Below are 16,520 nucleotides of genomic sequence, written 5' to 3'. Positions count from 1 at the left end.
TGTTCATATCAAACCATTTCCCAGGGAGGCGATGTGACATTATGGGTAAAATCAGTATCGGATTGATTCAGGCTTCGCACGAGGTTGAAGGCTCGGCCCCAGTTGAAGTGCATAAGGAGGCCGCCATTCAGAAACACATTGCGCTGGTACGTGAAGCGGCTGCTCGAGGAGCACAAATTATTGGCTTGCAGGAAGTGTTCTACGGACCATACTTCTGCACAGAGCAGAGCCCCAAGTGGTATGCATCTGCCGAGCAGGTGCCGGAAGGACCGACGACTAGGCGTTTTCAGGAGCTTGCGAAGGAGCTCGGGGTAGTCATCATTTTGCCTGTATATGAGGTAGAAGGAATCGCTACGTACTACAATACAGCTGCTGTTATAGATGCGGACGGCTCCTACCTGGGGAAATACCGCAAACATCATATTCCGCATGTGGAAGCAGGCGAAGGCACGAATGGATTCTGGGAAAAATATTATTTCAGACCCGGTAATCTGGGCTATCCGGTATTTGATACAGCCTACGCCAGAGTGGGTGTGTACATCTGTTATGATCGTCATTTTCCGGAGGGAGCACGACTTCTTGGGCTGGCTGGTGCGGAGATTGTATTCAACCCTTCCGCAACGGTAGCCGGAACATCGGAATATTTGTGGAAGCTGGAGCAGCCTGCCCATGCGGTAGCTAATGGCTATTATGTGGCTGCCATTAACCGAGTGGGAGTGGAATCGCCATGGAATATGGGTGAGTTTTATGGTCAGTCGTATCTGGTGGACCCGCGAGGCAGGATGGTTGCCATGGGCAGCAGGGATCAGGATGAGGTTATCATTGGTGAGATGGATATGGAGTTGATTCGGGAAGTACGCAATGTGTGGCAATTTTACCGCGATCGACGGCCTGAGACCTACGAACATCTCGTTAACCTGTAGCAGTGGCCTGGAATGAAAATTTGGGGATATCAGAGATCAACCTTGGAGGTGTAAGACATGATGAACAGCGCAGGAGCAACGTTGTCCGATTACGGATGGGAGAGTCGTTTTACCGAAATGAAGCCTGCAATGACAGGCAAGGAAGCGATGGAGGAATCGAACCGATGTCTGTACTGTTATGATGCACCGTGTATCAAGGCGTGTCCAACCGACATTAATATTCCTTCGTTTATCAAAAAAATCTCGACAGGTCACCTCAAAGGCTCGGCTCGGACCATTATGGAAGCCAACCCGGTTGGTGCTAGCTGTGCACGGGTCTGCCCCACAGAGGAACTGTGTGAAGGAGCTTGTGTACTGAATGAGTCATCCAAGCCGATTCGGATCGGTGATTTGCAGCGATATGCAACAGACTGGGCACGGACGAAGAATGAACCGTTATTCAAGGCAGCGCCTGCCAACGGGAGAAGTGTTGCAGTTGTAGGCGCAGGGCCAGCGGGACTGTCTGCGGCCAGAGAGTTGGGGCGTGAAGGGTATGAGGTGACGATCTATGAAGCAAAAGCGAAAGGCGGAGGGCTGAACACGTATGGTATCGTGTCCTTTCGCCTGCCAGAATCCGTAGCTTTATGGGAAGTCGAACAGGTGCAGGCACTGGGTGTGCAGATTCGGTATGGTGTGCGTATTGGGGTGGATGTGTCCGCTGAAGAGTTATTGGAACAGCACGAAGCAGTTATTCTAGCCTGCGGGATGGGCGCAGTCCCAATGCTTGGCATTGAAGGAGAGACGCTGGAAGGTGTCTATGATGCCATTGAGCTAGTGGAATCCACGAAGCAGGGTGTGCCTCCGGCGCTGAACGGTCTGAAGGTTGCCATTATTGGTGCGGGCAATACGGCAGTGGATGCAGCGACCTGTTCGGTACGCCTGGGGGCCGAGCGTGTGCAGATGCTTTATCGACGCGGGGAGAGCCAGATGACAGCTTATGCCTTTGAATATACATTTGCGAAGCAGGAAGGTGTGGAATTTCGCTGGTTCACTATGCCGAAGCGCATTATTGGAGACGAGAATGGGCGAGTTCAGGCTATAGAGTGTGTGAAAATGAAGCTGGTTACTCCATCTGGAGGTGGTCGGGCACTGCCTGTGCCGATAGAGGGATCGGAGTTCATGCTTGAATGTGACACTGTTGTTCGAGCCATTGGACAGAACCGTTTGCTGCCATTAATTGAGGCATTTGGCCTGCGTCATCACTGGGGCGTTGTTGAAGTGGAACCACAGACGTACCGTACGTCCCATCCACAGATCTACGCGGCAGGAGATGTAATCTTCGGACAGGGGCAGGGCGAAGCGATGGTGGTCTCCGCTGCACAGCAGGGCAAGCTGGCGGCTGCATCGGTGATGAAGGCGTTGCCCGGACAGGTGGAAGAGACGGCATGAGATATATTTAGTTATAGCTAACGAGAATCTTATGCACCAAGCCTTCTACGATTCGTTAAAACGCTCACCTACCGCATGTGCACCAAACAGAAGGTGCACGGTTCGTTAGAATGTACACCAACAGTTTATAACAGCAGGTTGGCAACACCAATCACTCATACTAACCCTGATCAAGCAGGATTCCTGGGTCATACGAGAGATTCCAGTCTATCTTGTGAAGTTCAAACAAACACCATTGTGAGTTCAAACCACACCAAGGAGGGATCGTTATGGCTGACTTATCTATTAATCTGGCAGGTATTCGATCGCCCAATCCATTCTGGCTGGCCTCGGCGCCGCCGACGAATACCGGATACCAGGTTCAGCGCGCCTTTGAAGCAGGTTGGGGTGGTGCCGTCTGGAAGACGTTGGGCGAGCCGATCATTAATACCTCTTCGCGATTTGCAGCCGTTCATTTTGGCGGACAGCGCGTCGCGGGTTTTAACAATATTGAGTTAATATCCGACCGTCCGCTCGAGGTGAATCTGCGGGAAATTGCCGAGACCAAAAGGCGTTTCCCGGATCGGGCAGTGGTTGCTTCACTCATGGTTGAACCGAAACGGGAGAAGTGGCATGAGATTGTGAAGAAAGTCGAAGCTGTCGGCGTAGACGGGCTGGAGCTGAACTTTGGGTGTCCGCACGGCATGGCTGAGCGTGGTATGGGAGCAGCGTCTGGTCAGCAACCGGATCTGGTCGAATTGCAGACGATGTGGGTGAAGGAAGTGGCGACCACACCTGTCATTGTGAAGCTAACGCCTAATATCACCGATATTACGGCGACTGCCCGGGCGGCCGTGCGCGGCGGTGCGGATGCGATTTCCCTGATTAATACGATCAACTCCCTGGCGGGTGTGGATCTCGATTCCTGGAATACCGTGCCGCATGTAGGTGGTAAAGGGGCGCATGGCGGCTATTGCGGTCCGGCTGTGAAGCCGATTGCGCTGAACATGGTTGCCGAGTGTGCGCGCAATCCGGCAGTTGGTGTGCCCATCTCCGGTATAGGAGGCATATCCGATTGGCGGGATACCGCAGAATTTTTACTTATGGGCGCGACGGGGGTCCAGGTATGTACTGCAGCCATGCATCACGGCTTCCGTATCGTGGAGGACATGATCGATGGCTTGAACGATTATTTGGATGAGAAAGGTCTGCGAAGTGTATCTGAATTGATTGGCCAAACGGTTCCGCGCTATTCCGATTGGGGCAATCTCGATTTGAATTACAAAGTGATAGCCCGCATCAACCGCGATGTCTGCATCAACTGCAACAAATGCCATATCGCCTGCGAAGACACCTCGCATCAATGTATTGATATGCTGTCTGATCCCTCTGGCTCCTATCTGGAGGTCGTTGAGGAAGATTGCGTCGGATGTAATCTGTGCTCGATTGTCTGTCCGGTGGACGGCGCAATTGAGATGGTAGAGATCGCACATGAACAGGAACCGTTAACCTGGAATGACCGTCAGTCTGCGATTGCCCTGCTGCAATCGGCCAGAGATCAATCCACCAAGGAGGCGATATCATGAGTACCCGCAAATTGATTCGTAATGGAATGTTGGTCACAGCTTCGGATACGTTTGAGGCGGATATCTACATTGAAAATGGAAAGATCGTGCAGATTGGCATGGGACTTGTGCCGGATGAACGAACGGAGGTTGTGGATGCGTCTGGCTGTTATGTCATCCCTGGCGGGATTGATCCGCATACTCATCTGGATATGCCGTTCGGCGGAACGGTGACGGCGGATGATTTTGCAACAGGAACCGCAGCTGCTGCCTTCGGCGGCACAACGACAGTCATTGATTTCTGTTTGACGCAAAAAGGCCGACCTTTGCTTGAATCCCTACAGGAATGGCATACCAAAGCCGAGGGCAAAGCCGCCATTGATTATGGGTTTCATTTGATGATTGGCGAGATGAATGATCAGGTGCTGGAGGAACTGCCACAGATCATTGAAGAAGAGGGTGTGTCTTCCTTCAAGGTGTTCATGGCGTACAAAAACCAGTTCCAGGCCGATGACGGCATTCTCTTTCAGACGCTGCAAAAAGCCAAAGAGTACGGTGCACTCGTCATGGTGCACGCTGAGAATGGCGATGTTATTGATCTGCTGGTCCGGCAGGCGCTGGCGGATGGAAGAACCGAGCCGATCCACCATGCACTTACCCGACCTTCCATGTTGGAAGGAGAGGCTACAGGGCGTGCGGCCCGATTGGCAGCACTTGCCGATTCACAGCTCTATGTGGTGCACGTCACCTGTGCTGAAGCCGTGGAGCAGATCGCGCGTATGCGAGACATGGGTTATCGAATCTGGGGCGAGACCTGTCCGCAGTACTTAACCTTGGATCAATCGAAGATGAATCAACCGGATTTTGAAGGCGCGAAGTATGTCTGGTCCCCACCGCTGCGTGAAGCCCCTCATCAGGAAGTGCTGTGGAATGCACTCAAGAGCGGTCAGTTGCAGACGATTGGCTCGGATCATTGTTCGTTTAACTTCAAGGGACAGAAGGATCTGGGACGGGATGATTTCAGCAAAATTCCAAATGGCGGACCAGTCATTGAGGATCGGCTCAGTATTTTATATTCCGAAGGGGTAATGAAGGGGCGGATTTCGCTTAATCAGTGGGTGGATTTATGCTCTACACGGGCAAGCAAGTTATTTGGGTTATTTCCGCAGAAAGGAACCCTTGCTGTGGGGACAGATGCGGATATCGTTATTTTTGACCCATCTATCTCAAGGGTGATTTCGGCAGCTACCCACCATATGAATGTGGACTATAGCGCCTTTGAGGGCATGCAGGTTCAGGGATGTCCAGTGACGGTGTTATGCCGCGGGGAATATGTGATTCGGGACCGGCAGTTTGCCGGAGTGGCAGGCGCGGGTCGCTATGTGAAGCGTGAAAAATATGATGCCGATGCACCATTACCTGTAAAACAGCCTGTGACGGCAGTGAATGGAGGGTGAGGCTGATGTCTGATCATGAAGTATTTGAAGCGGAAAAGATAGCGATTGAACGAATGGTGGCACAGGGTTATCACATTTATGCCGTTCGGGAACATCTGGAGGGTGCTCATGTCGTGTGGGGGCACCCCGACCTTCCCGGAGAAAAACAGGAGCAATATGTGGGTACGGCGTCTGGGCGGAAGTGGTTCAGTCATATCCTGATCAGGCAGCTTCAGGAGCAAAAAGGAGCGTAGAAGGTCACGCGAGTGGTCCATGAACGTATTCGTATGCATAGATAGCCAGTTCGATGGCGACACGTTTCTCGGGGAGGGTGTAGTCATCACCCAGCAGTGTCTCAATTTTGTGCAATCTGTGATAAAGCGTCTGTCGGACAATAAACAAAGCCGTGGCCGTCTCCTGCTTGGAGCAGCATAGAATAAAATATTGTTTAAGCGTACGTAACAACTGACCGCCTTTTTCGGCATCATAACGAATGACTGGCCCGAGATATTCCTCAATGAAATCATCCAGACTGCCGCTCTGCTTCATGCTGGCAATAATGCGATAACAGTGAAGATTGCTGTAAAAGGGCTGCTGCATCACACCGATGTCCTTCTGAATGCGCAGGGTATCCTTTGCTGCCTCAAGACTGTCTTTCAGACGTGATAGATCAGCGCAGCTGTGACCGATGCCGAACAGACCCGAGAAGAGGCGATGGGTCTGTTCCTGCTCATGCTGCTGCAACTGTTCAATGCAGCGCCATAGACTGCTTTTTCGCTGAGATCCAGGCAGAGGGTCAACAATAATCAGAATGATCTGGTGGTTTAGCACCGTGCTGTACAGTGCAAATCCTTCCCGCGAGAACACGGAACGGGCAACGATGTTACGTTGAATCAGCAGTTTCTGTAGCTTGAGACTGTCTGTGTAGCTGGGATTGCTATCGAACAAAATGACGGTACCTTTTCCAGAAGCAAGCTGGGCGTTGGCAACAGATACATATTCAAGAATTTCTTTCGCAGAATGATGTCCGTTAAGCCAGTCAATGACCCACATATCTTCTTTGTAGCGTCGCTTTTCCTCCATGTATTTGGTACGCATCCAGTCCTGAGCAATGGCGGCTGCACAACGTTCCAGTGCCTGGATGATGAACTCTTCAGAGGGCCTGTTATGCAGATCCTGATCGTGATCCGACAGCTTGTCGAGCATCAGCACCAGATCGGCAAATGCATAATCAAGCGCCTGTACAGGCAGAGTGAGTGCATCCGGTGAATGCACCGAATGATTCCTCTGCACGGAATGATCTCCCAAATGCTCTCCCTCGTCCGAATGACCACGACGTGACAACCACTCCTGCCGACGAATCTCCAATTGGGCTGGAGGGCAGTAGGGAACGGCACTTGCTTCCCCATCCAGTGGATATAGCGCTACAGGGTAACCCGTTGTTCGAGACAACAGTCGGAGCAGTGGTTGTACACCGTCTCCATTCAAAAGAAGTTGGTTGAACGAGGTAGTGAGGCTGTCGAGATCAGCGAGCATACGCTGGTGGCTGCGAATCAGGGCGAAATGCAGGTCTTGTGTAATATCGATATAACGTACTTGTTCGTGGAACCAGATCAGTGGAAAATCCTCTTCTGCTGCAAGTTCCTTCATAGGTCCGAGCTGGGACTTGGTGTGAGCCCCCAGTTCGATACAGAGTCCCGCAGCTCCACGAGCAATTAACTGGCGCATGAAAGACAGTCCCTGCTTTTCATCATCCTGCCAGCCAATGCCAGTCGTTAGCACCAGTTCCCCGCCATTCAGCAAGTTGCCTACTTCGGTAACCTCCATAATGTGCACCCAACGCACATATCGCTCCAATGCCCGTTCACTGGCGAGTACCTCAGCCTTGCGGAACACTGGACGTTTCAGCATGTCTCTCATCTGAATATGCAGCGTCGTTTCCCCCACACAACCACCGTCCTTCCCTCAAATACATGCAGTTTACATACCCGCTTTGTAAGTCGAGCTTCTGAAGAGCGTTTGTCTTGATTATAAGTCTGTTAACAACAGATGAGCTGAAATCTCACGTTCATTTGTTTTATTTCACAAAATGATCTCTTCCTTTTATGAAATAAAACAAATGGGATTATTCCTATGTAGATCTATCTAACATGTAAATGTTGCTGTGACTATTCAAGAGATCGTATCTAAATGTAAAACACCCCTTAGCCGGAGATCAGAATGTACAAACCATTCTAATGCGGACTAAGGGGTGTTCTATGTTAGAAGTTCATCTTAATTCTGAATGATGATTTATTGATCAACAGAAGGTGTCGATTAATCTTCAATTCTTTTCTTTTTGAACTTCATCAGGAACTCATACACGATTGGCACGATAACCAGAGTCAGCAGCGTGGAGCTGATCAGACCGCCGATTACGGTAATACCGAGACCTTTCGAGATGATCCCTGCGCTTTCTTCAAGTCCTGTCACCAGTGGCAGCAAGGCACCAATGGTAGCCAGAGCTGTCATCAGAATTGGACGCAGACGCGTTGCTCCGGCTTCCAGCAAGGCTTCACGAGTAGGCATTCCCTCTTTTTCCTTGTGAATAACACGGTCGATCAGGACGATGGCGTTGGTGACCACGATCCCGATAAGCATCAGTCCACCCATCATGGCAGATACGTCAAGCGTACCACCAGCTACGAACAGGCCGACCATAATACCAATGACGGTAAATGGCAGGGAGAACAGGATGGCAAATGGCGCCAGTCCACCACCGAACGTAACGACAAGCACAAAGTACACAATCGCAATGGCTGCCAGCATGGCCAGACCAAGTTGGGTAAACGTGTCATTAATCTGTTCGGTTGTACCACCAAATTTCACTTCAACACCATCTGGCAGGTCCAGTTTGTCGATGTTCGCCTGCAAGTTTGATGATGCTTTTTGCACATCGGAAGCCAGAATGTTGGCTGATACCTGCACAACGACTTTGCCATCAATACGCATGATGGAGTTCGGTGAAGTACCTTCTTCCACTTTCGCGACATCTTTGATAGGTACTTCAATGCCGAGTGGTGAAGTGACTTTTTCGTTTTCAATATCAGCAATGCTGGTAAATGTCTTTTTGTCAGTCTCTACATAGACTTTATACGTTTTGTTCTCGATATCCACTTCTGTGAGCACAGGGCGTTCACGTGCAGGACTGAGCGTCATAGCCAGTTGGCCAGCTGTCAGACCCAGCGAGCTCAGTTTCTCCTGATCCGCGACGAGCGTGTATTGCCCGTAGGTATCGGAGAGCGTAGTGTCGGCTTTTTCAAAAGATTCGGTATCTGCTTCAACCAGTTTCAGAATTTCATCCGAGACAGGTTTGATCTGATCTACATTGTCACCATAGATGGAAAGGCTTAAGCTGCTGCCTCCCAGACCCCCGGACATATCAAGCTCATTCCAGGTTCCTACAGTCACTTCTTTCTTCAGACCTTCTACAAGCTGTTCTTTCACTTTAGTAAAGTCTTTCGTATCTTCGTTATATTCGATATAGAAGAGAGCAGAGTTGGAGCTGCCTCCACCCATGCTGCTCAGTGGATTACTGCCGCCTATGGAATACTGCATTTTCTCCAGACCTGGCTGCGTCAGCAACCATTTCTCGGCTACCAGTGCTTCTTTTTCTACATCTTCACGCAAAGCTCCAGTTTCCGGGCTGTACGTAATGGTCACATATTTATCCTGTTGTTCCGGCAAGAAACTTGCACCGATGAACGGATACAGGAACAAACTGCCGACAAGCAGCAATACAGCAACGCCGACGGTGATAAGTTTGTGTGACAATGTCCAGTTCAAGAGTCGTTTGTAAGCTTCCGCCATCTTGCCTGGTTTTTCCTCATGATTCTGCTTGTTCTTCAGACCTTTGCGGAACAGCGTGTGTGCCAGCATAGGTACAATCGTAACAGCTACAATCAGGGATGCCAGCAAAGCGAAGACCATCGTCAAGGCAAATGGCATGAACAGCTCACCGACCATACCACTCACCAGAGCCAGCGGCAGGAATACCGCAATGGTTACGATGGTGGAAGAAAGGATCGGAATGAACATTTCACGAGTAGCTTCCCGGATCAAATCACGGCCTTTAAGTTTCTCTCCCTTGAGTGTCAATCGACGATAGATATTCTCGATAACAACGATGGAGTCATCGACAACCCGTCCAATCGCAACCGTCATGGCACCCAGGGTCATCATGTTCAGCGTAATGTCCATCATATTCAGTGCTGTCAATGCAATGAGCAAGGAGAGCGGGATGGAGATGATGGAAATAATGGTGGAACGAATATCACGTAGGAACAACAGAATAATCAAAATGGCGAACAAAGCACCAAACATCGCTTTGAACAACATCGTGTTTACGGAGTCCTGGATAGGTTTACCTTGGTCGAGCAAAACAGTCAACTCTGCGTTTTTGAATTGCGTCTGCAACTCTTCCGCTTTGTCTTTAACTGCCTTCACGACATCAACGGTATTGGCATCATTGGACTTAACGATGGAGATCCCGATGGATTCCTTACCGTCTGTGCGGGAAATGGATTCCGCCTGACCAATGACTTCAATTTTGGCGATCTCACTTAATTTAACCGTTGGAATTCCAGGTGCATTAGCGGCACCTGAAGTGCTGCCCACACTGGCATTTCCGCCAGCAGCTTGTCCTGCAGCCTGGTCAGAACCTTGTGCAGAGCCTTGAGCCCCGCCAGCTTGTGCGCCGGCGCCTTGTGGTGCTGTGGCCGAACCACTGCCTGCTCCTGCACCGCTTGGTACAACCGGAATGGCGAGATTTTTCAAATCATCCAGATCGATGATATTGCCATCAACAACAACAGCTTTCTGCGCTTTGTCCAGTTCGAACAGTCCGAGTGGTACACGGACAGAAGAGCCTTGAACGATGCCGTTGACTGTATCTTCAGTCAAACCGAGTTCATTCATTTTTTTCTGGTCAAACTTCAGTTGAACTTCCTTAACATATTGGCCGGAAACTTGGACTTGAGCTACACCGTCAATATCTTCGAGTGCTGGCTGGATATCCGTTTCAACCAGTCGAGTCAATTGCTCCAGATCGCCGCCGTCCTTGTCAGACAAGCTAAGCGAGACAACTGGAAAGGAGTTGATGCTGAACTTGGAAATGGTTGGTTTCTGTACACCATCCGGCAACTGCACCTCATTCAGTGCTTCGCGAACCGCTGCGGTAGCATTATCCAGATCGGTACCATAATCAAATTCGAGGGTGATGGAAGAGGCATTCTCCATGGAAGTGGAGGTGAGTGTCTTAATTCCCTCTACATTTCTTAAGGTCTGTTCGAGTGGTTTGGTGACATCCTCGACAATACCTTCAGGAGCTGCCCCTGGATCAATGGCCGTAACACTCAAGAATGGCACATTGATGTTTGGAATGGTCTCCTGTTTCATCGTCAGTCCGCTGTACAAACCGGCGAAGGAAACGATGATGGTCAGAATCCAGATCGCAAACTTGTTGTTCAGTGAAAAATTAATAATTCCTTTCATACGATGGTTTCTTCTCCTCTCTGTTTCTCCCTATATTTCTTTATTGTTGTGACGAGTCAGCTTGGATAAACCGGCTATACATGGCATCCATAATATGCTGAAGCTCGGAGTGCAATGGCTGGATGACAGGAATGTGATCCAGGTTGCGCATCATGCCCAGAATAATGGCACGTCGCGGTGTGAATTCCATCATTTCCTGTCTCAGGATGGCGATGGTCTCCAGCGCGTCATTGCGTAATTGCCCTGGAGGCATATCAGAAGTGATGATATCCTTCATTTGTTTGATGATATGAATGGGGTGACGCATCATTGTCGAATCTGTATCTGAATCGCTGCTCCATGCTGGCCAATGTTCCAAAGGAACCAGAGGGGCGGGGCGTTGATCGAGCAATCCGCGAGCTGCATAATCAATCGTTTGCAGCATGTTGCTTGCCATCTTGGATACGGTAAGGGAAGGCATTTCCGTAAACCAGATTTTGACGTAGGAGAGGAACAGACCATGCGTGAGCATGATAAGGTCTATGGTATAGGGTTCAATCTCCGGTCCGTACAGATCCTCCAGTTTGTCCTTAAACCAGTGCAGGGTACGGATCTCCAGATCCTTGTTTTTCGGTTTGCACTTTTCCTTGCGATGCTGCTCTTCATCCATCATCATGCTGCGCATTTGCACGCGTAAAAATTCCTTCAGCTCGGATACATGGACAAGCAGTGTTTCAATCTGTTTGTGCAGACGTTCTCTCGAAGTGAGCCCAGCTTCATGTTCAATCTGGGACATTTCGTCCATGAGCGTGAATATGCAGTATTCCATCGTGCTGGCCTCTAATTCCTCTTTGGATTTGAACATGAGGTAGAGGCTTCCTTTTGACATCCCACATATCTCTGCAATCTCCTGCATGGAGGTTGCAGCACTACCTTTGGCTGAGAACAGCTTGAGTGCTGTGGTAATAATGAGCTTTTTCTTCTCATTCATTTCATGGATAGGGTTCATTAACGATACATCCACCTCACCTACGGAACTTACGAGTTCTTGAATTGACTTTAGGGTCAAACCAAGTATAAACGATAAAGACAACGGAATTCAAATGGGAGAAAAATGGAAAAAGAAGAGGCGTAATATAAGGGGATTGGAGCATTTTTCCTATAACATGTAGACGCCATAAAGGCTATATAATGAGCGACGAATGTTCATTGCAATATGTATGATAAGTATGAGTACTCAGGTTAGTTAGGGCGAGCAAGCTGAATAGGATGAGTTCAAAATAGTCTATATCAGGCTCCGCCCTTAAAGACGTAAATGGCTAGAAGGATGATGGCTACAAGAGCAAACAAATAAAAGGCTCCGACAGCGATCAGAAAGAAGTAACCGGTAAAAGAACCCATGCGCGCGAACAATTTTTTCATCATCACGACATCCTTTCTTACGTAACAGAGTGTGAGGAGGTTTCCTTTTATATCATATCCCAAAAAGACGACTTCCTGAACGAAGTCGTCTTTATTAATAATTAAATATTATAAAAAATATAATGAAGGTATTTACGTAATCAGTTTCAATCCGATTGCCGCCACCAAAATCATGGCAATAAACAGCAGCCGCTTGGCTTCCTTCCGCTCACCGAACAGGAACATCCCTGTTAATGTACTGCCTACCGTACCAATTCCAGTCCACACCGCATACGCGGTACCCATGGGAATAGACATCATCGCATAGGATAGTAGGGAGAAGCTGAATACGAACGATACAAGCATGAGCACGATATAAGGCCAGCCCTTCCGGGAAGAAGCACCATTAATGCCGATGACGCCAAAAATTTCACATATGCCTGCACCTACAATTGCCATCCAAGCCATTATGCTTCACCTCCTTTTGCCGATTGTTGATCCGTGACCAATTTCAGTCCGACCACACCACATAGCAAAAGACCGATTAGCAAAACTTTGGCGAGTGAGAATGCTTCACCAAATAGCAGCATTTCAGTCAGTACCGTACCTGCAGTACCAATCCCCGTAAATACGGCATATACCGTACCCACAGGCAATCTTTTGGAAGCAGCGATGATTAATCCAAAACTGAGGATGATGGCTAGGGCCGTCAAAGCCCACTCCCAAACATTGGAGGCGTGTTTCAGCCCACTTACCCATACAATCTCAATGAGTCCTCCGATAAATACATATAACCAGTTGCGGTTCATGATGATGAATCTCCTTTCGGCACAACGGGCTGTGCCTCTTGTTTCAGATGATGAATGCCATGCCAGTAGACTGGCCAGGAAGCTTCAATCCGTCTTCGGTATCGACGTGAACTTCCATAAATAATCTCAACTGTGATGCCATCGAGAAAAGTCATATAAGTAATCGCAGCTTGTTCTGCTGGAACAGCCTGTAGTTCTCCCCTGCGCGTCGCTCCTTGCAGCATTCGTGTCAGTGACCGCTCCATACCGTCCAGGAACGGATAAACGAGATCCATCACTTCGCTATATAACGAAAGCGGCGGGAAGTAACACATACGCAGCATAAAGCGGGCAGAGGCATTACAGTTATACTCCTGCTCAAACCATATCAGTAAACCCTTCAACCTTTGTTCCAGTGGCAGATCGGCGTGATCACGAAAATATTCCAGCGTTCGACGCTGAACATCCTTAAACGCATGCGCAAGGGTTTGCAAAAACAGGTCATCCTTGCCGCTAAAATGTGCATATATGGACGGTTTTTTAATCCCGACTTCGTCAGCAATTGCTCTTAAGGAGGCTCCTTCATATCCATCTCTTGCAAAATGGAACAGGGCTGCATCCCGAATCAAATGTGCAGTCATTATTCTCACCTTCCTAACGGTCGTTAGGTAACCTATATTTTCACACTTTATATTCCCTGTCAAGCCACAAAAAACGCCTGCACGATAGTGTACAGGCGGGTTTATGCTAGAGATTTCATTTTCAATTAGAAGGTCGTTAAACCCAAAATCAGCTGCAGCTTATATACGATTTCTTTCAAAAATGTAGTCTTCTCCTGAAATTCATCCAGGTCCAGGGTGAACTCGGCATCTTCATTATTCCATATCCGGTCAAAATAATTCGCGACATCATGAGTGAATGAGTTGTCTGGTGGGGCAGCAACCCAGAGGTCATTTTCCAGATTATAATCATTCATGTTTCTGGGGGTGAAGTTGGTCGATCCTCCAAGGACGATATGATCCCCGGTAGCTTTGGCAATATACATCATCTTGGTATGATATTGTTCCTTTGTTGTGTTATACCAGCGAATTTGGATTTTGCCATCTGATTTATCATGTAACTCAGCAGCTACAGGGCGATTGGGAATACCAGTCTTCTCCTGACCAAAGGCATTTTCATTCGGGTCGAGTACAAGCCGTATCTCGGTTCCCCGTTTCGAGGCTTCCAGCAGGGCGTCCAATACTTTGGGGGAAGCAATATAGAACATGCCCATCCACAAGGTGTCCCCTTTTGCCGATTGATTGATCTCATGGAGTACTGCGTCATTCACTTTGCCCTCGGTTAGATAACGAATTCGCAAATCTCCCTTATTCGGATCTGTAGAAGGAGCTGTATAGGAAGGAAGTTTTCCCCCGCCTGAGAAATTCAGCACAGCCTGTTCCGACTCAAGGATATCGCCGATGATCGGTCCAGTTATTTCAAAAGCGATGTTTGAATGGTAGGCACTGGCATCATGAATATTACCCGAAGAGACGATGGCCGTTTTTTCACTGACCACCACTTTACGGTGATTGGCTTTCACATTGAGCAACTTAAGGTAGGAACGCACAGTGACATCCGGTCCGTCGGTTGCCATCAGGTTCGGAATCCATCCCTTCCCGGATTGGCCAAACCATTGGAAGAAGGTTCGCCAGACCGCGGAGTACACGGGAGTGGAATCGCGTAAAGGGTCTACATCTGTGATCACTACATGAATTCCAGCCTGTTTCATCTGCTCTAGCAGTGGATTGGGTGCAGAGTTATAGTTGGTGTTCACTTCATCCGTAATGAACCAGATATCCATGTCCGGGTTCTGATTTTTTTTGGCGACGAGTGTTTCCGTGAACTCAGTGCTGACGGGTGGAAAACTCTGACCTTTGTGCTGGTAGTTATTGAATAAAAACATATCAACGACGACGAACTGTTCCGCGTCTTCAACGATCTGTTGCATGCGCTGGAAGATCTGCTGTTCGTGTTCCATCTGTCCGTCAGCAGAGGGGTAAGTCAGATCATGCAGAAATTGCACCTGATCCACACGGTATTCACGACTTTCATAGGAAACGCCGGCTGGTAAAGGTTTATAGGTCTGGTAGAGCATGACGGCGATGAGCCATAGGACCAGTAGTACGAGACCTGTTCGTATGTATGGAAATTTGCCGCGTGAAGACTTGCGGCCTGATGTCTGGCGGCGATAATAAGAAAACAACAATAACTCCCCTTTCTGAACTTGCTGACTTCTATTACCACCCGGATGACAACATTGAAGCAGTGCAAAACCAATTCGATCGATTCAATCGACATGCATATGAGCGTTGTGTATAATGAGTGTATTATTTTTGTGGAATGTTCGGATTTGCATATACCTGACAAGGGCGGGATAAGGATTCGTTTAACCTATGAAAGTCCAGCTATTTCAGGAAAGAAAGTAGGTAATAAGGTGTATTCCATCAAACAAGTCGCTGCCATGCTGGGTATTCCGACGGTAACGCTCCGGGCTTGGGAGAATCGGTACAGTGCGGTCACCCCTGAGCGGACGGAATCGGGTTATCGCTTGTACACGGAAGAGAACGTTGCAGATCTGCGCTGGTTGAAAGAGCAAGTGGAGCAGCACCAGACCAATATTTCGGAAGCGGTACGCATGTTGAAGGTGAACAAAACCAGTTCACAGGAAGCTGCTGTAGTGCCTACGTCATTTACGCCGCCAGTACCCACGATGGAAGAAGCATATGTACGTATAGCCGATCAGATCTACGACTCGTTATACAACTTTCAGGGCGAACGGGCCAATGGTTTGATTGATTTTGGCTTCACCATGTACGGATATGATTCAATGTTTTATCATGTGCTGGTGCCTATTCTCGTTCGTGTTGGGGATGCGTGGGAGCAGGGCAGGGCTTCGGTCGCTCAAGAACATTTTATGACTCAATTGATTTCACAGCGCTTTTATCAGTTTTTCCATCTGTTCCCGATCTATCCGCATCTGCCCAAAGTTCTAGCCTTGTGCCCGGAAGGGGAGCATCATCAGGTTGGCTTAATGTTGTTCTCCCTGTTTATGCGTAAAAATGGTGCAGAAGTGCTCTATCTCGGAGCTAACACACCTGAAGAAGGAATATACCCAATTATCCGGGAGCAGAAAATTCGGTTGATTTGTCTTTCGATTACCAGTTCAGAACTGCTTGAACGGTGTGATCAACTCATAGGACGAATTTTGGACGAGTTCCCTGATATGCGCTTTGTACTTGGAGGGAAGGGCTATGAGCGTGCAGAGAACGCACGTTATCCGCAGTGGATTATGCCCGGAGATTCAGCGGATTGGCAAACATGGATGGAACGTGAGTATTTTGTTGAACATTCGCCTGGGCGAAGATAACGGATTCGTGTCTTTTTGAAAATGTATTTTAAAATAAAATGTATAGGTTTAGATATACAGGACATCCTTTGACGCAAGAG

Annotated in this window: 14 protein-coding genes; 6 read left to right on the top strand and 8 right to left on the bottom strand. The window is 48.7% G+C overall.

Annotation, left to right across the window (positions count from 1 at the left end):
- Positions 1-41: 41 nt before the first annotated feature.
- From HP548_RS08790 to HP548_RS08770, 5 genes are all read left to right on the top strand, one after another.
- On the top strand, positions 42-923 hold the full coding sequence (locus tag HP548_RS08790) for a nitrilase-related carbon-nitrogen hydrolase (protein ID WP_076287561.1): 882 nt from the start codon (positions 42-44) through the stop codon (positions 921-923).
- Positions 924-983: 60 nt separating this feature from the next.
- Positions 984-2,351, top strand: coding sequence for an NAD(P)-dependent oxidoreductase (locus HP548_RS08785; protein WP_175381528.1), 1,368 nt, complete (start codon positions 984-986; stop codon positions 2,349-2,351).
- A gap of 269 nt (positions 2,352-2,620) precedes the next feature.
- Positions 2,621-3,916, top strand: coding sequence for an NAD-dependent dihydropyrimidine dehydrogenase subunit PreA (preA, locus tag HP548_RS08780; protein WP_175381423.1), 1,296 nt, complete (start codon positions 2,621-2,623; stop codon positions 3,914-3,916).
- Positions 3,913-5,352, top strand: coding sequence for a dihydropyrimidinase (hydA, locus tag HP548_RS08775; RefSeq protein ID WP_175381422.1), 1,440 nt, complete (start codon positions 3,913-3,915; stop codon positions 5,350-5,352). Before preA ends, hydA begins: the two co-directional genes overlap by 4 nt.
- 5 nt (positions 5,353-5,357) lie before the next feature.
- Positions 5,358-5,585, top strand: coding sequence for a hypothetical protein (locus HP548_RS08770; protein WP_175381421.1), 228 nt, complete (start codon positions 5,358-5,360; stop codon positions 5,583-5,585).
- Between the two features lie 4 nt (positions 5,586-5,589).
- On the opposite strand, the gene HP548_RS08765 is transcribed toward HP548_RS08770, so the two are convergent.
- From HP548_RS08765 to HP548_RS08735, 8 genes are all read right to left on the bottom strand, one after another.
- Positions 5,590-7,278, bottom strand: coding sequence for a PucR family transcriptional regulator (locus tag HP548_RS08765; RefSeq protein ID WP_343054801.1), 1,689 nt, complete (start codon positions 7,276-7,278; stop codon positions 5,590-5,592).
- Positions 7,279-7,647: 369 nt separating this feature from the next.
- Positions 7,648-10,863 carry an efflux RND transporter permease subunit gene (locus tag HP548_RS08760; protein ID WP_175381420.1) on the bottom strand — a complete coding sequence of 1,072 codons (3,216 nt, stop codon included), beginning with the start codon at positions 10,861-10,863 and terminating at the stop codon, positions 7,648-7,650.
- Positions 10,864-10,903: 40 nt separating this feature from the next.
- Positions 10,904-11,833, bottom strand: a complete 930-nt coding sequence (locus HP548_RS08755) for a TetR/AcrR family transcriptional regulator (RefSeq protein ID WP_076287732.1) — start codon at positions 11,831-11,833, stop codon at positions 10,904-10,906.
- A 299-nt stretch (positions 11,834-12,132) separates the two neighbouring features.
- Positions 12,133-12,264 (bottom strand): hypothetical protein, encoded by a 132-nt coding sequence (locus tag HP548_RS33695; RefSeq protein ID WP_256716718.1) that lies wholly within the window; start codon positions 12,262-12,264, stop codon positions 12,133-12,135.
- A 132-nt stretch (positions 12,265-12,396) separates the two neighbouring features.
- Positions 12,397-12,711 carry a DMT family transporter gene (locus HP548_RS08750; RefSeq protein WP_099857480.1) on the bottom strand — a complete coding sequence of 105 codons (315 nt, stop codon included), beginning with the start codon at positions 12,709-12,711 and terminating at the stop codon, positions 12,397-12,399.
- Positions 12,711-13,052 carry a DMT family transporter gene (locus tag HP548_RS08745; protein WP_024632750.1) on the bottom strand — a complete coding sequence of 114 codons (342 nt, stop codon included), beginning with the start codon at positions 13,050-13,052 and terminating at the stop codon, positions 12,711-12,713. Before HP548_RS08745 ends, HP548_RS08750 begins: the two co-directional genes overlap by 1 nt.
- On the bottom strand, positions 13,049-13,672 hold the full coding sequence (locus HP548_RS08740) for a TetR/AcrR family transcriptional regulator (RefSeq protein WP_076287567.1): 624 nt from the start codon (positions 13,670-13,672) through the stop codon (positions 13,049-13,051). Before HP548_RS08740 ends, HP548_RS08745 begins: the two co-directional genes overlap by 4 nt.
- Positions 13,673-13,797: 125 nt before the next feature.
- Entirely contained in the window at positions 13,798-15,276 is a 1,479-nt protein-coding gene (locus HP548_RS08735) for a phospholipase D family protein (RefSeq protein ID WP_076287568.1), read from the bottom strand.
- Between the two features lie 21 nt (positions 15,277-15,297).
- Here HP548_RS08735 and HP548_RS08730 point away from each other — a divergent pair, with 21 nt between their 5' ends.
- Positions 15,298-16,440 carry a MerR family transcriptional regulator gene (locus HP548_RS08730; RefSeq protein WP_246317989.1) on the top strand — a complete coding sequence of 381 codons (1,143 nt, stop codon included), beginning with the start codon at positions 15,298-15,300 and terminating at the stop codon, positions 16,438-16,440.
- The last annotated feature ends 80 nt before the right edge of the window (positions 16,441-16,520 follow it).

The sequence above is a fragment of the Paenibacillus taichungensis genome, from assembly GCF_013359905.1.
Lineage (GTDB): Bacteria > Bacillota > Bacilli > Paenibacillales > Paenibacillaceae > Paenibacillus > Paenibacillus taichungensis.
The sequence above is the reverse complement of the archived record's forward strand: the minus strand, read 5'-3'. Positions and strand labels throughout refer to the sequence as shown.